Origin of the sequence: Falsiroseomonas frigidaquae, assembly GCF_012163145.1 — a bacterium.
In the GTDB taxonomy this organism is placed as follows: domain Bacteria; phylum Pseudomonadota; class Alphaproteobacteria; order Acetobacterales; family Acetobacteraceae; genus Falsiroseomonas; species Falsiroseomonas frigidaquae.
The window spans coordinates 1-21,389 of record NZ_JAAVTX010000010.1 but is presented as its reverse complement, the minus strand read 5'-3'; the positions used below and the strand labels follow the sequence as shown (position 1 = coordinate 21,389).

The 21,389-nt window shown below is 70.0% G+C and carries 23 protein-coding genes and 2 pseudogenes; 8 read left to right on the top strand and 17 right to left on the bottom strand.

The annotated features are described in order from the left end of the window. Nucleotide 1: 1 nt before the first annotated feature. A complete protein-coding gene (locus HB662_RS27240) occupies nucleotides 2-430 on the bottom strand; it encodes a MerR family transcriptional regulator (protein ID WP_168054949.1) in 429 nt (142 codons plus the stop codon). Nucleotides 431-497: 67 nt separating this feature from the next. On the opposite strand from HB662_RS27240, the gene HB662_RS27235 reads away from it, so the two are divergent. The 6 genes from HB662_RS27235 to merA are packed head-to-tail and all read left to right on the top strand — an operon-like array spanning nucleotide 498 to nucleotide 3,963. Next, nucleotides 498-938 carry a mercuric transporter MerT family protein gene (locus HB662_RS27235; protein ID WP_245185964.1) on the top strand — a complete coding sequence of 147 codons (441 nt, stop codon included), beginning with the start codon at nucleotides 498-500 and terminating at the stop codon, nucleotides 936-938. Nucleotides 939-961: 23 nt separating this feature from the next. Next, nucleotides 962-1,255 (top strand): cation transporter, encoded by a 294-nt coding sequence (locus HB662_RS27230; RefSeq protein WP_168054948.1) that lies wholly within the window; start codon nucleotides 962-964, stop codon nucleotides 1,253-1,255. 28 nt (nucleotides 1,256-1,283) lie between these two features. Continuing rightward, the gene (locus HB662_RS27225; RefSeq protein WP_168054946.1) at nucleotides 1,284-2,066 is read left to right on the top strand and encodes an alkylmercury lyase family protein; all 783 of its coding nucleotides are present in this window, start codon (nucleotides 1,284-1,286) and stop codon (nucleotides 2,064-2,066) included. After that, nucleotides 2,063-2,248: a hypothetical protein gene (locus HB662_RS27220; RefSeq protein WP_168054944.1), complete on the top strand. Its 186-nt coding sequence runs from the start codon at nucleotides 2,063-2,065 to the stop codon at nucleotides 2,246-2,248. The genes HB662_RS27225 and HB662_RS27220 overlap by 4 nt, the downstream gene beginning before the upstream one ends. 1 nt (nucleotide 2,249) lies before the next feature. Then, a complete protein-coding gene (gene merF, locus HB662_RS27215) occupies nucleotides 2,250-2,456 on the top strand; it encodes a mercury resistance system transport protein MerF (protein ID WP_168054942.1) in 207 nt (68 codons plus the stop codon). A 34-nt stretch (nucleotides 2,457-2,490) separates the two neighbouring features. Further along, a complete protein-coding gene (merA, locus tag HB662_RS27210; RefSeq protein WP_342449597.1) occupies nucleotides 2,491-3,963 on the top strand; it encodes a mercury(II) reductase in 1,473 nt (490 codons plus the stop codon). A 60-nt stretch (nucleotides 3,964-4,023) separates the two neighbouring features. On the opposite strand, the gene HB662_RS27205 is transcribed toward merA, so the two are convergent. Beyond that, entirely contained in the window at nucleotides 4,024-4,554 is a 531-nt protein-coding gene (locus HB662_RS27205) for a hypothetical protein (protein ID WP_168054938.1), read from the bottom strand. A gap of 689 nt (nucleotides 4,555-5,243) precedes the next feature. On the opposite strand from HB662_RS27205, the gene HB662_RS27200 reads away from it, so the two are divergent. Beyond that, nucleotides 5,244-6,212 carry an ArdC family protein gene (locus tag HB662_RS27200; RefSeq protein WP_168054936.1) on the top strand — a complete coding sequence of 323 codons (969 nt, stop codon included), beginning with the start codon at nucleotides 5,244-5,246 and terminating at the stop codon, nucleotides 6,210-6,212. Nucleotides 6,213-6,348: 136 nt separating this feature from the next. On the opposite strand, the gene nhaA is transcribed toward HB662_RS27200, so the two are convergent. The 15 genes and pseudogenes from nhaA to HB662_RS27135 all read right to left on the bottom strand — a co-directional run. Beyond that, nucleotides 6,349-7,320: a Na+/H+ antiporter NhaA gene (nhaA, locus tag HB662_RS27195; protein WP_456305492.1), complete on the bottom strand. Its 972-nt coding sequence runs from the start codon at nucleotides 7,318-7,320 to the stop codon at nucleotides 6,349-6,351. Between the two features lie 212 nt (nucleotides 7,321-7,532). After that, nucleotides 7,533-8,834 carry a DUF2254 domain-containing protein gene (locus HB662_RS27190; protein WP_245185954.1) on the bottom strand — a complete coding sequence of 434 codons (1,302 nt, stop codon included), beginning with the start codon at nucleotides 8,832-8,834 and terminating at the stop codon, nucleotides 7,533-7,535. Beyond that, a complete protein-coding gene (locus HB662_RS27185) occupies nucleotides 8,825-9,676 on the bottom strand; it encodes a mechanosensitive ion channel domain-containing protein (protein WP_168054931.1) in 852 nt (283 codons plus the stop codon). Before HB662_RS27185 ends, HB662_RS27190 begins: the two co-directional genes overlap by 10 nt. A 223-nt stretch (nucleotides 9,677-9,899) precedes the next feature. Then, nucleotides 9,900-10,262, bottom strand: a complete 363-nt coding sequence (locus HB662_RS27180; RefSeq protein WP_342449596.1) for a DUF421 domain-containing protein — start codon at nucleotides 10,260-10,262, stop codon at nucleotides 9,900-9,902. A 17-nt stretch (nucleotides 10,263-10,279) separates the two neighbouring features. Next, complete coding sequence (locus HB662_RS29510; RefSeq protein WP_245185951.1) at nucleotides 10,280-10,501, bottom strand: DUF421 domain-containing protein; 222 nt, start codon at nucleotides 10,499-10,501, stop codon at nucleotides 10,280-10,282. 102 nt (nucleotides 10,502-10,603) lie between these two features. Further along, a complete protein-coding gene (locus tag HB662_RS29505) occupies nucleotides 10,604-10,837 on the bottom strand; it encodes a hypothetical protein (RefSeq protein WP_245185972.1) in 234 nt (77 codons plus the stop codon). A gap of 22 nt (nucleotides 10,838-10,859) precedes the next feature. After that, nucleotides 10,860-11,162: pseudogene (locus HB662_RS29500) on the bottom strand (signal peptidase II); the annotation flags it as partial. 17 nt (nucleotides 11,163-11,179) lie between these two features. Next, nucleotides 11,180-11,902 (bottom strand): cytochrome c biogenesis CcdA family protein, encoded by a 723-nt coding sequence (locus HB662_RS27170; RefSeq protein ID WP_168054929.1) that lies wholly within the window; start codon nucleotides 11,900-11,902, stop codon nucleotides 11,180-11,182. Between the two features lie 213 nt (nucleotides 11,903-12,115). Beyond that, on the bottom strand, nucleotides 12,116-13,369 hold the full coding sequence (locus tag HB662_RS27165; protein WP_168054927.1) for a cytochrome P450: 1,254 nt from the start codon (nucleotides 13,367-13,369) through the stop codon (nucleotides 12,116-12,118). Between the two features lie 265 nt (nucleotides 13,370-13,634). Next, entirely contained in the window at nucleotides 13,635-14,540 is a 906-nt protein-coding gene (locus HB662_RS27160) for an MBL fold metallo-hydrolase (protein ID WP_168054925.1), read from the bottom strand. Between the two features lie 20 nt (nucleotides 14,541-14,560). Continuing rightward, on the bottom strand, nucleotides 14,561-15,376 hold the full coding sequence (locus HB662_RS27155) for an undecaprenyl-diphosphate phosphatase (protein WP_168054923.1): 816 nt from the start codon (nucleotides 15,374-15,376) through the stop codon (nucleotides 14,561-14,563). Between the two features lie 9 nt (nucleotides 15,377-15,385). After that, nucleotides 15,386-18,940: a heavy metal translocating P-type ATPase gene (locus HB662_RS27150; protein ID WP_209443497.1), complete on the bottom strand. Its 3,555-nt coding sequence runs from the start codon at nucleotides 18,938-18,940 to the stop codon at nucleotides 15,386-15,388. Then, complete coding sequence (locus tag HB662_RS27145) at nucleotides 18,930-19,286, bottom strand: ArsR/SmtB family transcription factor (RefSeq protein ID WP_168054921.1); 357 nt, start codon at nucleotides 19,284-19,286, stop codon at nucleotides 18,930-18,932. The genes HB662_RS27150 and HB662_RS27145 overlap by 11 nt, the downstream gene beginning before the upstream one ends. Before the next feature lie 54 nt (nucleotides 19,287-19,340). Further along, on the bottom strand, nucleotides 19,341-19,859 hold the full coding sequence (lspA, locus tag HB662_RS27140) for a signal peptidase II (protein WP_168054919.1): 519 nt from the start codon (nucleotides 19,857-19,859) through the stop codon (nucleotides 19,341-19,343). Nucleotides 19,860-19,981: 122 nt separating this feature from the next. Continuing rightward, nucleotides 19,982-20,373, bottom strand: a pseudogene (locus tag HB662_RS27135) (transposase); the annotation flags it as partial. 293 nt (nucleotides 20,374-20,666) lie between these two features. Here HB662_RS27135 and HB662_RS27130 point away from each other — a divergent pair. Next, the gene (locus HB662_RS27130; protein ID WP_168054917.1) at nucleotides 20,667-21,290 is read left to right on the top strand and encodes a cation transporter; all 624 of its coding nucleotides are present in this window, start codon (nucleotides 20,667-20,669) and stop codon (nucleotides 21,288-21,290) included. The last annotated feature ends 99 nt before the right edge of the window (nucleotides 21,291-21,389 follow it).

Sequence of the window (21,389 nt, the reverse complement as noted above, 5' to 3'; positions counted from 1 at the left end):
GTCATGCCTCGGCGCCGTGTGCGGGCGCGTACAGTGCCTCGATGATGGGGCAGTCCGGGACCGACCCGCCCTGGCAGCGTGACGCGACCTCGCTGAGGGTCCGCTCCAGCCGCTGCAGGTCGGCGATCTTCTTCCGCACTTCATGCAAGTGGTCGAGGGTCACGGCCTGCACGTCCGAGCACGAGCTGTGGCCGCCGTAGACGAGCTTCAGGAGGCTGCGGACCTCGTCGAGGCTGAAGCCCACCTCGCGGCTCCTGCGCACAAAAGTGAGCCGCGCGACGTGTGCAGACCCGTACACCCGGTGCCGCCCCTCAGTCCGCCCCGGGACGGGCAGCAGGCCGATCTTCTCGTAGTACCGGATGGTTTCAATGTTGACCTCTGTCCGCATGGAGAGGTCGCCGATCGAAATGCCCTGCTGGCTACGGTCCATCGTCATCTCCAGAGGGCGTAAATTCCCCCTTGAACCTATAGTTACTACAGATCTCATCTTGGCCCAGATGACGGCGAAGGGCCAAGTGGCGATGAGCGACCAAGCGGAACGAAGTGTCCTTGCTCCGGGAGAAGCGGTCGAGCGGGCGGCGGATGGAGGTGGCTCGTCCAAGGCGTTGCTGGCCACTGCGGGGCTGCTCGCCGCCCTCGGCGCATCGAGTTGCTGCCTCCTGCCCCTCGGCCTGTTCCTCGTGGGCGTCAGCGGTGCCTGGATCAGCAATCTAACGGTCCTGGCGCCCTACCAGCCGGTCTTCGTTGCCGTCACCCTGGCCTGCCTCGCGGGCGGGTTCTACGCGGTCTACCGCAAGCCCAAGGCCGCGGCCTGCGCCGAGGGATCGTACTGCGCGCGACCGGCCTCCGACCGGATCGCAAAGGTCGCCCTCTGGAGCGCGGCCGCCCTCGTCGCGGCGGCCCTCGCTTTCCCCTACGCCGCGTCGATCCTCCTGTAGCCGTACCCGAAAGAAAGCCCGACATGAAGCCGATCGCCCGCCTCTCCGCCGCTTTGGGTCTCGTCCTGGCCACCGGCACCACAGCCCTCGCCGCCGAACAGACGGCTACCCTCGAGGTGCAGAATGTCTCCTGCATCACCTGCGCGCCCATGGTGAGGCGCACCCTCGCCCGCGTGCCCGGCGTCAGCCGGGTGGCGCTCTCCGAGGGCAACGGAACGGTCACCGCGACTGTGACCTTCGATGCTGCCCGAACGGACATCGCGGCCCTGGTACGGGCGACGACAGGCGCCGGGTTTCCGTCGCGGGCGGTGCAATAGGGCAGCCCACAGCGCCGACCGAGGTTCCATGGATACAATCAAACGGACGTTCGGCGCCGTCGGCGAGTCCTTCGCGTTGCGCCCTGGTGTGCCGATGCCGGACTGGTCGCCCGTCACCGACCCGACGGCGCGCGAGGCGCTCGCCGCCAGCATGGTCGTGGCGCGGCGGGCAGAGAAGTGGTCGGGCCTTAATGCGACCGAGGATCGGATCTGGCAGGCGGTCCTGCGCGGCTTCGCCCGCTCTGGCGCGGCGTCAGACGCGGCGCGGCTGGCCGCCGGGACCGGCCTGGATGAACCCGCAGTCGTCGAAGTGCTGCGCGAGCTGCAGCGGCGGGACCTCGTGGTCCTCGACGAGCGCGGCACAGCCGTGACGGCAGCTTACCCCTTCAGCGCGCGGGAGACCGGCCATCGCGTCCGACTGGATGGGCTGGCTGCGGTGCATGCCCTTTGCGCCATTGATGCCCTCGGCATGGGGGCCATGCTCGGCTGCAATAAGGCCATCGAGTCCTCCTGCCCTGAGTGCGGTATGCCCATCGGGATCACGACGCGCGACAAGGGCCGCGCGCTTGCCTCGGCGACGCCTGCCACTGCCGTTGCGTGGACGGGGATCCGGTACGCCGACGGGTGCGGCGCGACCTCGGGCTGCACCGTGAAGGTGTTCCTCTGCTCGGACGAGCACCTCACGGCGTGGCGCCAGCGGGTTGACCCGGGTGGCGCCGGGTTCCGGCTCTCGTTGGAAGCGGCGCTGCAAGTCGGCAAGGGCCTGTTCGTGCCGATGCTCGCTTCTCGGCCCGAGGAGGACAGGGCATGAGGCTCGCCCTCTCCCTGGCCGCCGTCTCCGCGGGCCTGTTCGCCCTCGGCGCTGTCGCCGTAATCCTGGGCGGCCTCTGCTGCCCTCCGGCGGGCTTCGTCGCCCATTTGGCGCCTACTGCCGCCGCGGCTGCGGTGCTCGACCCCGGCAGTTCCGCTGGGCGCGCAGGCGAGGACCGCTGACATGGAAAACCGCAGGCTCATGGCCACCGGCATCGTCGGCTTCGTGGTGACCGCGCTGTGCTGCTTCACGCCGGTCCTGGCCGTCCTGCCCGGCGCTGTCGGCCTCTCTGCCGTGCTTGGCTACCTCGACTACGTCCTGATCCCGGCAATGATCCTGTTCCTCGGGATCGTCGCCTATGCGGCCTATCGACGTCGGCGCTCCGCCTAGGCTTCCGGCGCAAGCAACAAACAAAGGAATCACCGTGAACTTCATCGCACCGCAGCCCGCCAAACTTGATTGCTGCAGCGCCAAGTCGAGCCGTGGCGAGCGCAAGCCGGATCTCGTCGTGATCGGCACCGGGTCGGCAGGCTTCTCCGCGGCGATCCGCGCCTCGGAGCTTGGCGCGAAGGTCGCGCTGGTTGGCGATGGAACCATTGGCGGCACCTGCGTCAACATTGGCTGCGTGCCGTCGAAGGCGCTCATCCGGGCGGCGGAGACGCTGCACCAGGCGCGTGCGGCCTCGCGCTTCGCCGGGATCACCGCATCGGCGCGGCTAGAGGACTGGAAGGCCCTCGTCGCGCAGAAGGACGAGTTGGTTGGCAGCCTCCGGCAGGCGAAGTACGCCGATCTCCTGCCACAGTACCCTGATGTCACTTACGTCCCGGGACGTGCACGTCTCGCTCCGGACGGCGCCGTCATGGTCGGGGAGACGGCCTACCGGTCTGCCAGGGTCATCATCGCGACCGGGACGTCGCCCACCGCACCGGCGCTCCCCGGGCTGGACACGGTCCCCTGGCTCACCAGCACGACGGCAATGGAGATCGAGGCGCTCCCCGCCTCCCTCCTGGTGATCGGCGGCGGCGTCATCGGCGTCGAGCTCGGCCAAATGTTCGCCCGCTTCGGCGTGCGCGTGACCATCGTGTGCCGGTCCCGGCTGCTGCCCGGCGCGGAGCCGGAGGTGAGCGCGGCGCTGACCGAGTATCTCCGCGCCGAAGGCGTCGATGTCCGCTGTGGGATGTCCTACGAGGCCATCCGGCAGGCCGGGGACGGCGAGGTCGAACTCGTCGCCCGGGACGCCGAGGGTACCGCCGTGACGCTCTCGGCCGAGCGCGTGCTCGTGGCCACGGGCCGGACCCCGAACACATCTGGGATGGGTCTGGAGGATGCTGGCATTGCGCTGGACGGCCGCGGCGCCGTCCAGGTCGACGACCGGATGCGCACGACGCGCCTGGGGGTCTACGCCGCGGGCGATGTCACCGGCCGGGACCTGTACGTCTACATGGCCGCCCACGGCGGCAAGGTCGCCGCAGAGAACGCGCTCGGCAACGAAGGCGCGCCGCGCTACGACGCCACGGCCATGCCGGAGGTGGTCTTCAGCGATCCGCAGATGGCGAGCGTCGGCCTGACCGAGGTGGCGGCCCGGCGTGCAGGGCTGGAGGTCGAGATTAGAATCGTGTCGCTCGACCAAGTGCCCCGGGCGCTGGCCGCCCGCGACACGCGGGGGCTAGTCAAGCTCGTGGCGGAGCGGGGCAGCGGGCGCCTCCTGGGCGCGCACATCCTGGCGCCGGAAGCCGGGGACAGCATCCAGACCGCCGTCCTAGCGGTGAAGCACGGGCTGACTGTGGCCGACCTGTCCAACACGATCTTCCCGTACCTGACGACGGTTGAGGCCCTGAAGCTGGCCGCGTTGAGCTTCTCAAAAGAGGTCGCGAAGCTGTCTTGCTGCGCGGGATGATCAGCGCAAAACAGCGAGGTGCGGGAAATTCCAAGACGAAGAGCTCAGTCCAATGTTCAGTCAGGGACGACTGCGGGGTAGCCGTCCGCTACAGTGTTCCCGGTCCACCCAGCTCAAAATTGGAAAGAACCGCCCATGCCTGACGTGGCGCTCCCGAAGAATTCGGGCTTCGCGTTGTCTATTGAACAACCGACGCGCTGGCCTCAAGCCGCTGGCTAGCAGGCGCTGGACCGACTGCTCAGCGGCAATCTTGGAGGTGTACTCGACGCCAGTCCGGCGCGCCTTGCCGCGCTCGTCGAAGCGCAGGGCGAAGGCTAGGCTATCGGCCACCTCCGCGGGATCGGCCGGACGCAGCCCCTGTCCGTCCAGGTCGGGAGGTGCCGGCGGCGCATGAGCGCCGAGCTCGATCAGCAGCGTCGTCACTGCCTCGTTCAGTGCCGCAGTCGACAGCCTGGGGCAGAGGCCGCGCGCGAGATCGCGAGCTTCGGCTGCGGCCTCGCGCAGGCTGGCGGAGCGGGTGGCGATGCTGGTGACGATGATCTCGCGCATCCGCCGGAGCACCTCGGGATCGAGCGCGGGAACGAAGCTCATGCCGGCGAGCCTGTGCCAGTCGCTTGCTCAGGACTTGGTGGCGCCGGTCCGACGCCGGCGTGAACCGATGCATGCCGCGCGCTTGGTGCGGAATCGTGGAGAGCCGGCGCGGCGAGGGGGCGGAGCAGGGCCGCGGGTGGGGTTTGCCAGCGCTGGGGAAGAGCCGCCTCCTTGGCGAGGGAGCGGTTGAGCCGGCGCGCCGCCACCTCACGGGCCAGATTCAGCGGCCAGGCCGAATGCATTGCGCGCACCGCCGCCATCGCCTCCGCCCCGTCCAGACCTCCCTCGCTGGCCCCCCGACTTAACCAACCTGCTGGAGCCGTCGCGCCGGCGGTCTCCAGGTTGAATGGTCGAGGCGGTGCGGGGAGGTGGCGCGGCGGCATCCAGCGATCACGCAGGGACTCGAACGTATAGGGAACATGCTTTCGCTGCTGCCGCCGTGCCTGATCCGTATGTCCTGCCGGCCCGTCGGCAGTGCCGGCCTTTGGCCGCGGACGCGACCGTGTCTTGGAGGCCTGCGGCCTCCCGGGCGTCCAGGCGACCCTGCGGGCAGCCGGGCCGGTGTCCCCGACATTCAGAGCAGAATGCCGGGAGATACCCCTCCGGCCCCGCTGACCTGGACCCCCTCCCTCCGCTCACTGGCGCGGGCCTCGCCCCCGAAAAGCTGTCGCTTTTCGAGGAGAGACCAGATGAGGAAGACCAGCACCAAGCCGACCACGGCCAGCACCAAGACCAGCAACACGGGGTGTGGGGACACCGGGCGCACCGACCTTTATCAGACCGTCACCGACGCCATCCTCGCCGAGCTAGAACTTGGCCTGAAGCCCTGGCGCCGCCCCTGGCGCACCGCCGCTGCCTGCCTCCCCCTCCGCCACACCGGCCAGCCCTACCGCGGCATCAACACCCTGGTGCTCTGGATGGCCATGTGCGCCCACGGCTACACCTCCCCCTACTTCATGACCTACCGACAGGCGCAGGAACTCGGCGGACAGGTCCGACGCGGCGAGAAGGCGACCACCGTCACCTACAGCGACACGCTGCGCCGGGTGGAGGAGACGCCGGACGGCGAGGAGGAGGAGCGCCGCATCTGGTTCCTCAAGAGCTATGCCGTGTTCAACGCCTGCCAGATCGACGGCCTGCCGGAGCGCTTCCACCCGGCCAGCAACCCGGCCGAGGCCGCACCGGTGCAGCGGATCGAGGCGGCGGAGCGGTTCTTCGCCAGCACCGGCGCCGACATCCGGCCGGGCGGGCAACGGGCCTTCTACACCCCCAACCTCGACTACATCCGCATGCCGGCGATCGGCGACTTCATCTATCCGGAGGCCTACTACGCGACGCTGGCGCATGAGATGGGCCACTGGACCGGCCACCCGTCGCGGCTGAACCGGGAGACCATCACCCGCCGGCACAGCGAGGAGGCGCGGGCGGTGGAGGAGATTCTGGCGGAGCTCACGGCGGCCTTCACCTGCGCCTCGCTCGGCATCGACCACGACCTGCGCGAGGACAGCACCGCCTACATCGGCTCCTGGCTCCGCGTGCTGGCCAGCGACAAGCGCTTCATCTTTGTGGCTGCGGCACATGCCCAGCGCGCCTGCGACTTCCTCTGGAGCCTCCAGCCGGAGGACGGACAGAACTGCGGCGCGGCCACAGCCGAGTAGTTACCGCTCAGGTCCGGCGGCGCCAAGCGCGCCGCCGGACAGTATTCAACGGCTACTCGTTTTCCGTCTCTCTTTAAGATGAGGTCTACGTGAAGCTACGTACATCCGCGACCAAGTCGTCGCAACCTCAATACCTTCAACAACGTTCGACGCGCAGGGAGGGCCGCAGGCCATGCATGCGCACGGGCACGCCGAGCGGCACCGGGTCGAGCAGGGCGGAGGGCGCGAGACCCGCGAACGACACCCCGGCGTTGGCGAGCCCAAACACGGGGATGACCGCGTAGGCCACCGCCGGGTGCAGCGCATGCTCCAGGCGGGTGAGCGGCGAGGTGTCGCGCTCGTCCTTGGCATCCTCGTCGTGCAGCGGGATCGCGAGGGCGAGCGCCACGCCGGCGAGGGTCGCATGCACGCCGGATTTCAAAGTAAACAGCCAAAGGAGGGCGCCCACGAGAAGGTAGGGCCACAGCCGGACGACGCCTGAGCGGTTCAGGATGACCAAGGCGACGAGCGCAGCCCCTGCCAGGCCGCGGATGGGAAGCGACAGATCGGCGGTGTAGAACAGCGCGATGATGACGATGGCGCCGAGGTCATCGATGGTGGCCAGCGCCGCGAGGAAAACCTTGAGGCTGACCGGCACGCGGCTGCCGAGCAGAGACAACGCGGCGAGCGCGAAGGCGATGTCGGTGGCGGCGGGTATGGCCCAGCCGCGCAGCGCCTCCGGGTCGCCACCGGCGATCAGGACGTAGATGAGGGCCGGGGCGACCATTCCGCCCAGGGCGGCGACGGCGGGCAGGGCCGCGAGCCGCGGCGACGACAGCGCGCCCACGGCCAGCTCGCGCTTGATCTCCAGCCCGACCAGCAGGAAGAACACCGCCATCAGCCAGTCGTTCACCCAGTGCAGCAGGTTCAGCGACAGCGAGAACGAGCCAGCCCCGATGGTCGCATACGTGCCCAGCATGGCGAAGTAAAACGAGGCATAAGGCGAGTTCGCCCACAGAAGCGCGAGCAGCGAGGCGGCGATTAGCAGGAAGCCGCCGCCCGTCTCGGAGCGGAGGAAAGCGAGCAACCGTGTCAAGGAATGCCGGATCAGGTTGAGGCTTTGCTGCACAATGGACCTTCCGGTTAAGGCGCGCGACCAACAGGCGCGGTTGGGCACCGCGGCACAACAGGGGAGGCACGCGCAAGTTCTGAGCTGAATTGCGCCAATCGAGAGCTGCACGGCGGATCGATCAAACCCAGCTCTAGCTGCGGTCGCAGTCGGAGTTCTTGGTCGCGTAGCACGCCATCTTGTGCTCGACCCGGTGGGGCGCTCCTCACGCGTCATGGGCTACCCGTCGATGCCATCGCGCGCAGGAACGAATCGTGCCGCGCATTGAGGTCCGCGACGCCAGCCGGGTCCTGCAGGCCCGCCCGTCCCGTTGCGAGCGCCAAGTCGGCATGTCGCCGCAACGCCGCACGCCGGCCTGACGATGCCTCGACCGCCAGCACGTCCGTCAGCACCTCCAGCAGGCGGATGAGCACGGCCGCGGACCCGTCCGCGTTCTGCCGGATCATGTGGAACATCGCGTCGCACAGGCCGTCGTAGCCGATCGCCCGGCGGTGCAGGACGGCACGCCCGCTCCGCAGCACGATGGGGCCTGCCAGGTGCCGGAGCGCCAGCTCGCACAGCGTGGCGCCCAGGCGCTCCAGCACGGCCATGGCGGTGAACGGGTCGTTGATGCCGGGGGAGAGCGCCCGCACGGCCACCTCGACGAGCTGCCGCACCGTGAACTCCAGGTCCTGGCCCGCCGCCTGGCGAACCCCGAGCGACAGGGTGGCGCGGACCGGCGCCGCCGCATCGCCGGCAGATGCGGCGGGGCTGACCTCGGCGACCGGCGCGCCGGGGAACACGTAGTCGCCCGGCCGGACCAGCAGGACCACGACCGCGCCCCGCTGCTCGGCCCAGTCGGCCAGCGCCGCCTCATCGAGGGCGCGGAGGTAGCCGCCCTCGCGGGCGGTCACAGGATGGCCGCGCGGCGGCTCGCGTGGCGCCGCCGGGTCGGGGCGGTCGAACGTGAGCCGGGCCAGGGCCTCGCGCAGATCCTCGTGCACGAGGTTGATCACGGTCTCGACGTTGATGCCGGTGGCAACGTGGTGGACGAACCAGATCAGCGTACCGACGCAGAGAAGCGCCCCTAGCAGCGCGCCGGTGACCCCGAGATGCGGGACAAAGGGCGTCTCGTCCACCGAGCGGAGGGTGCGCAGCACGACCAGCGCGTAGGCGAAGGTGCCGAGGAAGATGCCGAGGGCGAGTTGGTTGCCGGCGTCACGGGTGAAGTTGCGCAGCAGCCTCGGCCCCATCTGGCCGGAGGCCAGCGAGAGGGCGGCCACCGTGATCGAGAAGGTGGTGCCGGCGACGCCGATGGTGGAGGAGGCGATGGCGCCGAGCAACGAGCGGGCGCCGGACTCGCCGCCGGCATACACCCAGCTTGCCGGCAGCAAGGGCACGTCCAGGCCCGCCCGCTCGGCCCAGACCGCCAGCTCGCCGAGCACGATGCCGGCGGCCACGACGAGCGCCGGGCGCAGCCAGAACGCGTCGCCCAGCGCCTCCAGCCGGCTCCGCAGGGACGAGGTCAGGTCCAATCCTCCCGCGCCGGCGCGGGCTCGCCGCCACGGGCGGCCGCCTCGCTCCGCCCGGCCTGCCAGCGGGACCGAGGCGGCTGGCGGCCGGCGGCGGGCCAGCCCTCGCGCTGACGGGCCCGGTCGCCGTCCGTCTCCTCGGTCTGGTCGTGGAACAGCATCTGCGAGGTCGGGTAGGGCAGGTCCACGCCCGCCTCGGCCAGGGCGTCCTTGACCGCCTCGATCGCGCCGTCCAACGCGTCCACCGCTTGCCGCCGGCGCGGCGGGTCGATCCAGAAGCGGGCCTGCATCTCCACGCCGCTGTCCCCAAGCCCGGTGATCAGGACCTCCGGCGGCGGCTCGGACAGCACGCCAGGCGCGGAGCGGAGTGCCGCGACGACGACCCGACGCGCCAGCCTCACGTCGTCGCCGTTGCCAATCGTGAACGGGAAGGCCAGCCGGCGCTTGTCGTAGGCGGTGATCACCTCGATCTGGCTGGTGAACAGCGCCGCGTTGGGGATTAGGATGCGGCAGTTGTCGTAGGTCCGCAGCACCGTCGCCCGCACCCAGACGTCCTCCACGGTGCCTTCCTGGCCGCCCTGCTGGATCTGGTCACCGATGCGGAACGGGCGCGTGAGCAGGATCAGGATGCCGGCCAGCAGGTTCTGCAGCACGTCACGGAAGGCGAAGCCGATCGCCACGCCGCCGATGCCCAGCAGATTGAACAGGTCGCCCGCCGACACCGAGGGAAAAGCGATCGAGGCAGCGACGAGGAACACCAGGATCGTGGCAATGCCGCCGGCGATGCGCCCCAGCACGGCGGCCGAGCCGCCGGAAGCCTCGCGCAGCGACGCGGCGCGGGTCACCCCGGCGCGCACCCCCCCGTACCACAAGCAGGCCGAGGCCGAACACGGCAAGGCCCAGCAGCAGGCTGGGCAGTATGGTGACGGCAGAGTTCCCCAAGGTCTGGAGACGGCCCAGCGCTTCGTCGAACATCGCGTGCCCCTCGTTTCGAAGACGCTCAACGCGGTTGAACTTCGAAAAGGTGCGGGACGCCGTTGGCATGGGGTCCGGAAGGTTGTTCCGCGGCTACCACGCTTCGTCCCCGGTGGCCGCCAGACCTTCCAGGGTGCCCACGTTCCCGGCGCCACCCGCGTCCCGTACGACGCTGAGGCTCCCGTCGGTTTCCAGCACCACGGCGGCGACCGACCCGGCATCAGCGGCGCCCGATCCGCGCAGGGCGGCGAGGACCTCCGCACGGGTCACGCGCTGGATGCGCATCGCGCCGTCGAGGAAGCGCTCGCGGTGCAGCAGCAGGGTCGGCTCGGACTTCACGAGGCCATCGAAGCGCGGCGAGCGGACCGAGAGCCAAGCGACCCCGAACTGCAGCCCCGCCAGCAGGGCGAAGGCGACCAAGCCTTCCAGCAGGGCCACCGACTTGCTGAGCAGCACGGTCGCCAGGGTCGAGCTTAGAGCGCCACGGTGACGACGAGGTCGAAGGCGTTGAGCTTGGCCAGCGTGCGTTTGCCAGAGGCGCGCAGCAAAACCACCAGGGCGGCGTAGGCGAGGGTGCCGACCACCAGCACCCGCAGCAAACCGAACCAACTGTCGAAGAACATCGGCGTCGTGCCTCCGGGGTCGTCGGCGACGTGGGCTCGCTGCGCCGGACGCGACGCGAGCCCCTCGGCCACCTCACGCGAACGCCCCGTGCCCGCAAACGTACGCTGTTCCCGTCAACCACGCCCGGAGGCAACCACGCCCGGGGGCACCCGCGGGCGGACGTGCCGGGCCGCTCAGCGGGACCCGCCACCCGTCCCCGGCGGCCAGCGTGCGAGCCACAGCGCGAGGATGCCCGCCAGCAGGGCGCCGGCCGTGTCCATGACGATGTCGATGATGGTGTCGTGCTTGCCCTTGATGACGTCGCCGGGCGCGATCTGGTCGAAGCCCCACTCGGCCACCTCCCACAGGGCGCCGAGGGCGATCCCGACGCCAGTGCCAGCCCGCGTAATGCGCGTCGAGGAAGTCAACGACTGCTCCGATGCGTAGCCGGTCGACGGCATTGCCGAGGGCGCCGCCGATGATCAGGCCAAGCGCCAGGGCCTCCACTCTTGATGTCGTGCGCCAGAGCCAGTGCAGCAGGAACGCGGTGATGGCGAGGGTGACCAGCACCAGGACCCAGGCGGCGCCGGCTGCGCTGTCGGCGAACATGCCGAAGGTCACGCCGGTGTTGAAGCCGAGCCGCAGGTTCAGCACGGGCAGCACCGTGATGCCCCCGCTGTAGGGCGGCCAGAGAGCGGAAAGCGCCCATACCTTGGTGGCCTGGTCGACAGCGCCCGCAGCCAGGGCCGCCATGATCCCGATCAAGCGCATCAGCCTAGCCTCAGCAGGAAGGGAAAGGTCTGGACGAACCAGCCCGCAATTCTGGTCATCTCGCCCAGCATCATCAGGACGCCCATCGCGGCCATGACGAGACCGGAGGCAACCTGCGCCCCGCGGCCGAAGCCACGCCATCGCCGCAACGTCGCCGCGGCCGCCGGCAGGTAGAAGGCGACCAGCAGGAAGGGCACGCCCAGCCCCAGCGAGTAGGCGAGCAGCAGCGGCCCCCCGGCGCCATCACCCTGGATGGCCGCGACAGCCAGTACGGCACCCAGGATAGGGCCGATGCAGGGGGTCCAGGCGAACCCGAAGGAGACGCCAAGCAGCACCGCGCCGCCGGGCGTGCCGCCCGCAGCGAAGGCCGGCAGCCGCACGTCACGCAGCAGCCACGAGGGGCGCAGCGCGCCGATCTGCACCAGGCCGAAGGCCAGGACCAACGCCCCGCCGGCGATCTGGAACTCCAGGCTCCAGCGCCGCAGCCATTGCGACAGCGCCGATGCGCCGAGCCCGAGCAGCACGAAGACCAGCGAGAAGCCTAGGACGAAGCTGGCACCCAGAAGCATGGCCCGGGCGCGCGGCGGCGCATCGCGTACGCCTGTGCCGCAGGCATAGGCCACCCAGCCCGGAACCAGCGGCAGCACGCAGGGCGACAGGAAGGAGACCAGTCCGCCGCCGAACGCCAGGAGCAGGCCGAGGGCCGAGAATTCAAGCGTCATGCGGCTCGCTTTCCCTGCGGGTGGCGGCCAGGCCGGTCAGTCCTGCGAACAGGACTGCCAGCAGCGGCCAATCTTCGAGGCGCGCATAAGGCGTTCGGCCCGGCAACGCTGCGGGTTGTGCCGCTTCCAACACTCCACGTCTCGCGCCTGCCGCCGCCTGATCCAATCGCAGTGCAGCTCGTCCACCAGCGGAGTCGCTGAATTCCCAGGAAGTCATCGATCCTCCAACCGGACATGGCTGATGAAGAAGCGACTCCGTGGCAGCGCCGGCAGCCGCGAACGGTCAATCTGCAAATCCTGCTCCGGCACGTCGTACCGGAGGCGACAGGCAAGGAACTCCACCGCCACCTTCATCAACTCCAGAGTGATCCACTCGCCGGGACAGCGATGATTCAGATGGTGATCCCCCGGACCTTGCGGGATGAAGTTGAAGGGGCTGCCGTCCCACGCCTGGAACCGCTCCGGGCGGAATTCCTCCGGGGCGTCCCAGCTCCGCGCGTCATGGTTGGTGCCGTACAAATCCAGCATCACCCGCCGGCCGCGCGGGAAGCGGTAGCCATTCCAGTCGAAGTCGCTGCGCACCCGCGCCGCAACGGCGGGGAAAAATGGGTAGAAGCGGCGTACCTCCTGCAGGAACCGCCCCGCATAGCCGTCCTCGCAGGCACGCAGCCGCTCTCGGCACTCCGGGTGCTGGTGCAGCGCATGGGCAACGTGTACTATGTACACCGAGACCGCGACGGTCGGCCGCAGCAGGTTCAGCAGCTCCACAGCCGCCACGCGCGGACGCAGCAGCTCGCCATTTAGCTCACGATGCCAGGCGATCGCGTGCGCCGGGCTCTCCTCGGCAGGGGTGAGCCGGCCGGCACGAATCTGCCGGATGATGTCGCCAATCCATCGCTCGGCCCGGCGGCGGGCCAGGCGTGACCACCAGTGCCTCGGCCCGATCGCCCCGGCAGCATCGAACAGAGCCGTCAGCTCCCGCGTGCGGTGCGGCACCTCCGCCTCCTCCAGTGGAATACCGACCCACTCGCAGACGGCTCGGGTCAGCAACTCCTGCACCTCCCTGTAGAGCGTCACCTGGCTGGACGCCGCCCATTTCTGGCTGGAGGCCCGCCAGGCGTCCGCGCTGAGGGCGCCCAATTGGCCGATGCGCTCAGGTGTCATCAGCGCCATGAACATCGCCTTGCGATGCCGGTGCGCTGCAGCGTCGAGCCCTTGCACGCCGCCTTGGCCCAGCAGCGTCTTTTGAATCCGCAACGGCATCGCGCCGCGCCGCTCGAAGCGGTCTATGTCACACAGTAGCTCTGCGGCCTCCGGCCCTTTCATGCAAATGGTCCGGCGCAGCAGAAGCCGGGCCTCGAACAGGTCAGATCGGTAGCGCGCACACCGGAGCGAGATGAAATCGTACGGCGCCGACAGTAGCGCCAAGGTACTGTCGAAGCGGGTGTCGCGCGGGATGGGCGGCATGAGGACGATTTCCAGTCGGACGTTTGCGAAGCTTCACGAATTAAGCTGCTGCCGCATCAATATTAAATGATGCGCCTGTGATGATTGCTATGACGCAGGTGCCCTGACGACCGTCGCCCGCGCCGCCCGGTATCACCTGATACGCGTCCGCCAGGGAAAGGCCCCCGCCGCTCCCGACCGGTCACCACCGCTACGGTACCTGCGTCTTCAAGCCGTCTGCCGGCTGCTCCTGCCACCGTGGCGACCAGCGCCCGAGCCCGCCGGCTCACTCCGCATCAAGGCGCGGCTCCGGGGCTGCCGGACCAAAGCGGTTCAGCGGCAGCTTGAGGTAGGAGGTGCCGTTCGCCTCGGGCTCCGGCAGGCGGCCGCCGCGGAGGTTGACCTGCAGCGCGGCGAGCATCAGCCCGGGCAGGGGCAGTGTCCGGTCGCGCTCCTTGCGCAGGCGCACGAACTCCTCCTCGCCGACGCCGTCGCGGAGGTGGACGTTGCGTGCCCGCTGCTCGGCCACGGTCGCCTCCCAGCGTGCCGCGCGCCCGCCCGGGCGGTAGTCGTGGCCGGTGAAGAGGCGCGTCTGCGGCTCCAGCGCGAGAATTCGTTGGATGCTGCGGTACAGCGCCCGCGCGTCACCACCGGGAAAATCGGCCCGCGCCGTGCCGGCGTCCGGCATGAACAGGGTATCGTGGATGAAGGCGGCGTCCCCGACGAGGTAGGTGACGGAGGCCGCCGTGTGGCCTGGGGAGAAGATCACCTCGACCTCCAGCCCGCCAACCCGGAAGCGGTCACTCTCGGCGAACAGACGGTCCCAGTAGCGGCGGCCCTCTGCTTGCAGCTCCGGCAGGTGGTAGATGTCCGCCCAGATCCCCTGCACCGCGGCGACGCGCTCGCCGATGCCGGTCGGTGCGCCCAGGCGGTCGCCCAGATAGGCCACACCGGACAGGTGGTCGGCGTGCGGGTGGGTATCGAGCACCCACTCCACGGTCAGGCCCCGCGCCCGGACGTGGTCGGCAATCTCGTCCGCAAAGCGGGTATCGGTGGCGCCGGAATCGCGGTCGAACCCGAGCACCGGATCGATGATGGCACACCGCGCCGTCTCGGGGTCCGCCACAATATAGGCAACGCTCCCGGTGCCCTCGTCGTAAAAGCCATCCACGACCGGTCTGCGTGACGTCATCGCCTCTCCTCCGTCGCTTGCTAGGCCGGCGCGGCGATTGAGAGGACGGCAAGCATCGCCGCGCCGAGCGCGATGCGGTACCAGGCGAAGGGCGCGAAGCCGTGCCGCCCGACGAAGGCGACGAGCCACCGCACGACCACGAGCGCCGTGGCGAACGCTGCGGCGAAGCCGACGGCGATCAGCGCGCTCCCTTCGCCATCCAGCGCCGCGCGGTTCTTGTAGAGGTCGAAGGCCGTGGCCCCGAGCATGGTCGGGATCGCCAGGAAAAAGGAGAACTCGGCGGCCGCCGGGCGATCCACCCGCAGCAGCAGCGCACCAAGGATCGTAGCGCCGGAGCGCGACACGCCGGGGACCATCGCCAGCACCTGGAACGCGCCGATCGCCAGGGCCGTCCGGAGCCCGACCGCCTCCGCCTCGTACACCCGAGGCTGCGGCCGCACCCGCTCCACCACCAGGATGGCGACGCCACCCACGATGAGCGCCGCGGCGACAATCCAAGGCGAGAAAAGCACGCCCTTGATGGTCCCGTGCGCCAAGGCGCCGACCACGGCGGCCGGTAGGAAGGCCAGCGCCACCGCGGCCGCGAACCGCTGCGCCGCCGGGTCGCGCGGCAGAGCGGCAGCGGTGCCGAGCAGGCGTGCCCGGTAGACCCAGCACACTGCGAGGATGGCACCGAGTTGGATGGCGATCTCGAAGACCCGGCCGGGTGGCCCGCGGAAGCCCAACAGGTCCACCAGCAAGATCAGGTGGCCCGTCGAGGAGACCGGCAGGAACTCGGTTACCCCCTCGACGGCTCCCAGCAGCGCGGCAAGCGCCCAGTCAGTCCCAACCGCCACGGCGCCCGGTCAGCCCTGGGCCGCGAGCGCCGGCCGACCGGTGCCTGCCGGCGCCGGTGGCGCCGCCGACGGAGGCGCGGCCGTCGTCTCGCCCCCGCCCAGCAGGCGGAGCCCGTTCAACACGACGAGCAGCGACGCCCCGACATCGGCCGCGATCGCCCCCCAGAGGGAGGCGAGGCCCGCCACCGTCAGCCCGGTAAAGAGCAGCTTGACTGCGACGGAGAAGCCGATGTTCTGCCGGATGACGCGCAGCGTCGCGCGCGAGTGCCGCACCAGCCAGGGCAGCTTGGCGATGTCGTCCGACATCAGCGCGACGTCCGCCGTCTCGATCGCCGCGTCGCTGCCGATCGCGCCCATGGCGATGCCAAGATTGGCCCGTGCCATGGCCGGCGCGTCGTTCACGCCGTCGCCCACCATCGCCACCGCGCCGTACCGCGCCACCAGATCCTCGACCGCCGCCACCTTGTCGGCCGGCAGCAGCTCGGCGCGCACTTCGTCCACGCCCGTCTCGCGCGCGATCGCCTCCGCCGTGGCGCGGTTGTCGCCGGTCAGCATGACCACCCGCTCGATGCCGGCGGCGTGCAGCGCGGCGATCGTCTGCCGCGCGCCCGGGCGCAGGGTGTCCGCCACCGCGACCAGGCCCCAGACGCCCGCCTCGTCGCCGACGGCGACAACGGTGCGCCCGGCGCTCGCCAGTTCCTCGGCGCGGCGGAGCGCCTCGGGCGTGGCCAGCCCGCGCTCCTCCAGGAAGCGCCGCGAGCCAAGCCAGGCGGACCGGCCCCCGACGCGGCCCGTCAGACCCTTGCCGGGCACTGCCTGCACCGCCTCTGCCGGGGCGACGGCAACGCCTGCTTCCGCGGCGCGATCCAGGATCGCCTTGGCCAGCGGGTGCTCGCTGCGCGCCTCGAGCGCCGCGGCGAGCCCGAGCAACGCCGCCTCGTCGCGGCCGCCGAGCGGGGCGAGGGCCACTACCCGTGGCCGGCCCTCGGTGAGCGTCCCGGTCTTGTCCATGGCCATCGCGCGGATCTTGGCGGGCGTCTCCAGGTGCAGCCCGCCCTTCACCAGCACGCCCTGCTTCGCAGCGCCGGCCAGCGCCGCGACGATGGTCACCGGGGTCGAGATGACGAGCGCGCAGGGGCAGGCGATCACCAGCAGCACCAGCGCGCGGTAGAACCAGATGTCCCACGCCCCCCCAAGGAGCAGCGGCGGGACGAGGAATACCGCGAGCGCGAGCACCATGACCGCCGGCGTGTAGACGCGGGCGAAGCGCTCGACCCACTGCTCGCTCGGCGCCCGGCGGCCCTGTGCCGAGCCGACCATGCGAATGATCTGCGCCAGCGTGGTGTCGCGCGCCGCCTTGGTGGTCTCGACTTCGAGCGCCCCGTCGCCGTTGATGGTGCCGGCGAACACCTCGGCGCCCGGTGCCTTGTGGACGGGCACGCTCTCCCCGGTGATGGGCGCCTGGTTAACCTCGCTCTCGCCCGCGGCAACGCGGCCGTCGAGCGGGATCTTGTCGCCGGGCCGAATCAGGACGCGCGCGCCGACGGCCACCTCGGCGGCCGGCACCTCGCGCTCGGTACCGCCCGGCATCAGGACCCGGGCCGTGGCCGGGGCGAGCTCCATCAGGGCGGCGACGGCTCGCCGAGCCCGGCCGAGACTCCATGCCTCAAGGGCCAGGGCGAGGGCGAAGAAGAAGGAGACGATCGCGGCCTCGAACCATTCGCCGATGCCGACGGCACCGGCCACCGCGACGACCATCAGCAGGTTCATGTCGGGCCGCAGGCGGCGGGCGGAAAGCCAGGCCTTCGGCGCCACATAGCGCACGGCGCAGGCGATGGCGGCCGCGTAGGCGAGGATCGCCGGCAAGGGCGTGCCGCCGCCACCCTCCTCGGCACCGAGCGCCGCAGCGAGGCCGCCGCCCAGCCAGGCGTGCAGCGCGACGCCGGCCACGGCCAGTACGCCGCTTGCGATGGTGAGCCAGGTCTGGACGCGCCGGCGCCGATCCTCCGCGGCACCTGCGGCGGTCTGCTCCCCCTCCTGCCAGGGCTCGGCGCGCATGCCGGTGCGGGCGACGGCCTTCTCGATTCGGTCGGCGAGCTCCGGCGACACCGCACCGGTGATCGCCATGCGCCCGTTGAGCAGGTCGAAGGAGAGGCGGTCCTCGGCGCCGACAACCGGCCCGACCTCACGCTTCAGCGCTGCCACCTCGTCACCGCAGTCCAGCCCGTGCACCTTGAAGACCACGGCGTCCGGCGCATGCGTCGGCAGTGGCGGGGCGAGAGCCGCGGCAACATCACCCCCACACCCCAAGCCGCAGGCGTCCGGGGCCGCCGGCTCAGCCGCCTCGGACCACGGCTCGGCACGCATGCCGGTGCGCGCCACCGCGTCCCGGATTGCCTCGACCGACAGGGCGCGGCCGGGAGCAGGTGCGATAATCATCGCACCGCGGCCCGTGTCGAAGGCCAGCGCCTCGGCGCCGCCGACCACGGGGCCGACCGCCTGCGTCAGGGCCGCCGCCTCATTTTTGCAATCGAGGCCCGCCACCCGGAAGAGCTGCGGGGAGGGTCCCTCAGGACCGGCATGCCAGGCCGTGGCGCGCATGCCGGTGCGCGCGACCGCCGTCTCGATCTCCGGCCCCGTGGCCGAGCCCGCCGCCGTCACGGCCATCAGCCCCTTTGCGGGGTCGAAGAGCAGCCGCTCGGGACCGCCCACCATAGGGCCGACCTCGCGCCGCAGTGCCGCGACCTCGTTCTGGCAGTCGAGGCCCTCGACGCGGAAGAGCCGGAGTGCGGCCGTGGCCGGGTCTGCGGACGGCGCCGTCATCTCCCACGGCTCGGCGTCCATGCCGGCTTCGCGGATCGCCGCCAGGAGGTCGTGCTCATCGCCATTACGCGGCCCGCCGACGACGGTCACCGCGCCACGCCCGGTGTCGAAGGCGAGCGCATGCGTGCCGCCCACCAGCGGCCCGAGCGCGCGCTCCAGCAGCGCCACCTCGTTCTTGCAGTCGAGCCCCCGCACCCGCAGGAGCAGCGCCGGTGACCCGGGAGCGCCGACCCGCGCCATGGCGCTCATCCCCGTCCTCGCCACCGCTTCGACGACGGCGGCCGCCGGGACGGGATGCACCGGCGCAACAGTCATGATGCCCTTGGCGGTGTCGAACCAAAGCCGGTCGTCGCCGCCAACCAGCGGTCCCACCGCCTGCCGCAGCGCCCGGACCTCGTTCTGGCAGTCGAGGCCCCTGACCTGGAAGACCAGCGGCTCCGGCTCTGGCGTGGCGGGGCGGGCCTTGGAGGCGGGCGCAACGTCGTCCAGCAGCAGCTCAGCCCGCATGCCGGTGCCGGCGACCGCGCGCGCGATCGCCTCGGCCGACGTGCTACCCGGCGCGGTCACGCTCATGAGGCCGGCCCGTGTGTCAAAGGCCAGGCCGTCCTCGCCGCCGACGAGCGGCCCGACGGCGCCCTTCAGAGCCCTGACCTCGTTCTGGCAGTCGAGGCCCTCGATCCGGAAGCGCAGGGGCGCACCCGCCCGGCCGGCACCGGCGGCGCCGCGTCGATCACCGTCCATCACTTCCCTCCTCCTCGACCTCGGCCGCACTCATGGGCTCCCCGCCGCCAGGCTCGGCGACGTGGCCCACCATGTCGCGGATCACGCAGCGGACCCGGTCGTCGGACGCCACGTAGAAGACCTGCTTGCCGCGCTTGCGGGCGGTCAGAAACCGCGCCGCCTTCAGCACGCGCAGGTGATGGCTGACGAGGGCGTGCGAGAGCCCCACCCGCTCGGACACGTCGCCGACGCACCGCGGATTGCCGAGGCAGGCCAAGGCGATGCGCAGCCGGTTCGGGTCGCCCAGCATGCGAAACACCTCGGCGAGCTCCTGCGCCTGCTCGTCGGTGAGTGACGGCTCGTCCATCAAACCCTCAAATATTCAAAGCATTGTTTGTATATAGCGACGCCGGAAAACGCGTCAAGGCTGCCTTCCGTCCGCAATCCCTGCCGTTTCCTTTCGCCGCTCCCCGAGAAACCCGTCCAGAAGCAGCAGGGCGACGCCGACGCAGATGGCCGCATCGGCGAGGTTGAAGCTCGGCCAGTGCCAGCCGGCGTAATAGAAATCGAGAAAGTCGGTCACGCCCCCGTGCCGCAGCCGGTCTACGACGTTGCTGATCGCGCCGCCGGCAACGAGGCCAAGAGCGACTCCGACCCAGGCCCGCTCCGCGCGGGCCATCCACACGCACAGCATGGCTACAACCGCGAGGGCGACGGCCACGAGCGCCCACCGGCCGGCCTCGCCGAAACCGGCGAAGAGGCCGAAGCTCACGCCCGTGTTGCGGTGGAAGGTCAGGTTGAAAAACGGGACTATCGGTATCGTCCGGGGCGGCTGCATCACCACCTCGGCGATCCACCACTTGGTGCCCTGGTCGAGCGCGAAGGCAGAGGCAAGGGCCAGGAGGCCCACACGAAAGGGGTGGTGAGGACTGCGGAACACGCGGCACTCCGGTCGTTGGCTAAACAAGCAAACGTTCAAACACCCGTTTTGATCTTTTTGCAAGGAGGGGCTTGGTATGCCACCACCACGTTGCACTTTGGCGCCGTCGCGGCGGGGAGTGTCACCGGCCAGCCCTTCGTGCGCAGCAGCACATGCAGATGCCGGTAGCCGTAGCGCACCCGTGCCGCCGCCAGGTCACGCAGCCGCAGGCGCAGCTCGGCCTGCGGGTCCCGCCGCAAGCGGTATCGATGCAATGACCTCCGGAAGCCCGTCGCTGAACACGCCCGCCGCTCGCCTATGCCGTAGGCGCCCAGCAGATGGCGCACCACGTCGCGGCGCACGATGGGCCTCACCACTTTCGGCGTAGAACATCCTGCAGCATCGTCTTATCGAGCGTCAGGTCGGCGACCAGCCGCTTGAGCTTCGCGTTCTCCTCCTCGAGGTGCTTCAGCCGTCGGATCTCGACCACACCCATCCCGGCGAACTGCTTCTTCCACCGGTGGAACGTCGGCTGGATCATGGCACCCTCCTCCAGGGATTAAAGTGCCCAAAACAATTGCGCCCCGGGCGGACCAGTTCTCCGGGTCAGGACCAGTGGCCCGTTCAAGCGCTTGGCCAGTTCAAGCTAAACTTGGTGTCCACCAAATCGGCAGAAGGCCAAGAAGGCGGGCCAACAGCAGGTGGCTAATCCGCGCTCTGACGCCGGATTCGATTCTTTTCAACCCGCGGAGACTTGATAACCCCGTTCATCAACTCAATGTCCTCCGTTGGCTCCCTCGCACTGCTGACGCTCAAAGAGATTGTAGGATGACCGCCGCTACCGATCGTCAAGCGCCGGACGGGCGACGCACGCTCTGGATTGTGCTGCTGCTGAATGTCGCCATCGCGGCGGGCTTCTTCGGCACCGGACTGTTCGCGGACTCCAGCGCCCTAATTGCCAACGGCGTGGATAATCTGTCGGACACGGCGGTATACGCGCTGAGCCTTATCGCGCTGACCCACGGGCAGACCTGGAAGACCCGAGCCGCCACTGCGTCCGGGGTCATGCTGCTGATCTTCGCCGGTGGCATTCTGATCGACGTCGGCCGCCGTTACATCCAGGGCAGTGCGCCAATTGGGCCGACGATGATGGTGATGTCGGCAATCGCCGGCGTCGTAAACTACATTTGTCTCCGGCTGCTCCAGCGGCTGAAGCAGAAGGACGTGAACCTTCGCGCCGCCACCACCTTCAGCTTCAACGACTTCATCTCCAATGGCGGCATCCTGGTCGCCGGCGTGCTGGTGCTGTGGCTGGGCAGCAACTGGCCCGACCTACTGGTCGGGCTCGCGACCGCCATCATCGCGATCAAGGGCGGTATCGAGATACTGCGCGACGCGCGCGCTGAAACCAAGAGCGACGAAGGCAAGACATCAACCGGCTCTGGTGCCTAATACTACTGTGTCATAAAATGCTTGCGTGACGCGGAGCTGTCTTCGTACGTGTGGCGATTCATGCACGTGGAGGCGGGTCCGTGGTTGTCTCATCCGCGC

What these genes read in the sequence shown, in the direction of transcription:
- HB662_RS27240 (WP_168054949.1), bottom strand. Translation starts at nt 430, where the DNA reads ATGGACCGTAGCCAGCAGGGCATTTCGATCGGCGACCTCTCCATGCGG.
- HB662_RS27235 (WP_245185964.1), top strand. Translation starts at nt 498, where the DNA reads ATGACGGCGAAGGGCCAAGTGGCGATGAGCGACCAAGCGGAACGAAGT.
- HB662_RS27230 (WP_168054948.1), top strand. Translation starts at nt 962, where the DNA reads ATGAAGCCGATCGCCCGCCTCTCCGCCGCTTTGGGTCTCGTCCTGGCC.
- HB662_RS27225 (WP_168054946.1), top strand. Translation starts at nt 1,284, where the DNA reads ATGGATACAATCAAACGGACGTTCGGCGCCGTCGGCGAGTCCTTCGCG.
- HB662_RS27220 (WP_168054944.1), top strand. Translation starts at nt 2,063, where the DNA reads ATGAGGCTCGCCCTCTCCCTGGCCGCCGTCTCCGCGGGCCTGTTCGCC.
- merF (WP_168054942.1), top strand. Translation starts at nt 2,250, where the DNA reads ATGGAAAACCGCAGGCTCATGGCCACCGGCATCGTCGGCTTCGTGGTG.
- HB662_RS27205 (WP_168054938.1), bottom strand. Translation starts at nt 4,554, where the DNA reads ATGAGCTTCGTTCCCGCGCTCGATCCCGAGGTGCTCCGGCGGATGCGC.
- HB662_RS27200 (WP_168054936.1), top strand. Translation starts at nt 5,244, where the DNA reads ATGAGGAAGACCAGCACCAAGCCGACCACGGCCAGCACCAAGACCAGC.
- HB662_RS27170 (WP_168054929.1), bottom strand. Translation starts at nt 11,902, where the DNA reads ATGACGCTTGAATTCTCGGCCCTCGGCCTGCTCCTGGCGTTCGGCGGC.
- HB662_RS27165 (WP_168054927.1), bottom strand. Translation starts at nt 13,369, where the DNA reads ATGCCGCCCATCCCGCGCGACACCCGCTTCGACAGTACCTTGGCGCTA.
- HB662_RS27160 (WP_168054925.1), bottom strand. Translation starts at nt 14,540, where the DNA reads ATGACGTCACGCAGACCGGTCGTGGATGGCTTTTACGACGAGGGCACC.
- HB662_RS27150 (WP_209443497.1), bottom strand. Translation starts at nt 18,940, where the DNA reads ATGGACGGTGATCGACGCGGCGCCGCCGGTGCCGGCCGGGCGGGTGCG.
- HB662_RS27145 (WP_168054921.1), bottom strand. Translation starts at nt 19,286, where the DNA reads ATGGACGAGCCGTCACTCACCGACGAGCAGGCGCAGGAGCTCGCCGAG.
- HB662_RS27130 (WP_168054917.1), top strand. Translation starts at nt 20,667, where the DNA reads ATGACCGCCGCTACCGATCGTCAAGCGCCGGACGGGCGACGCACGCTC.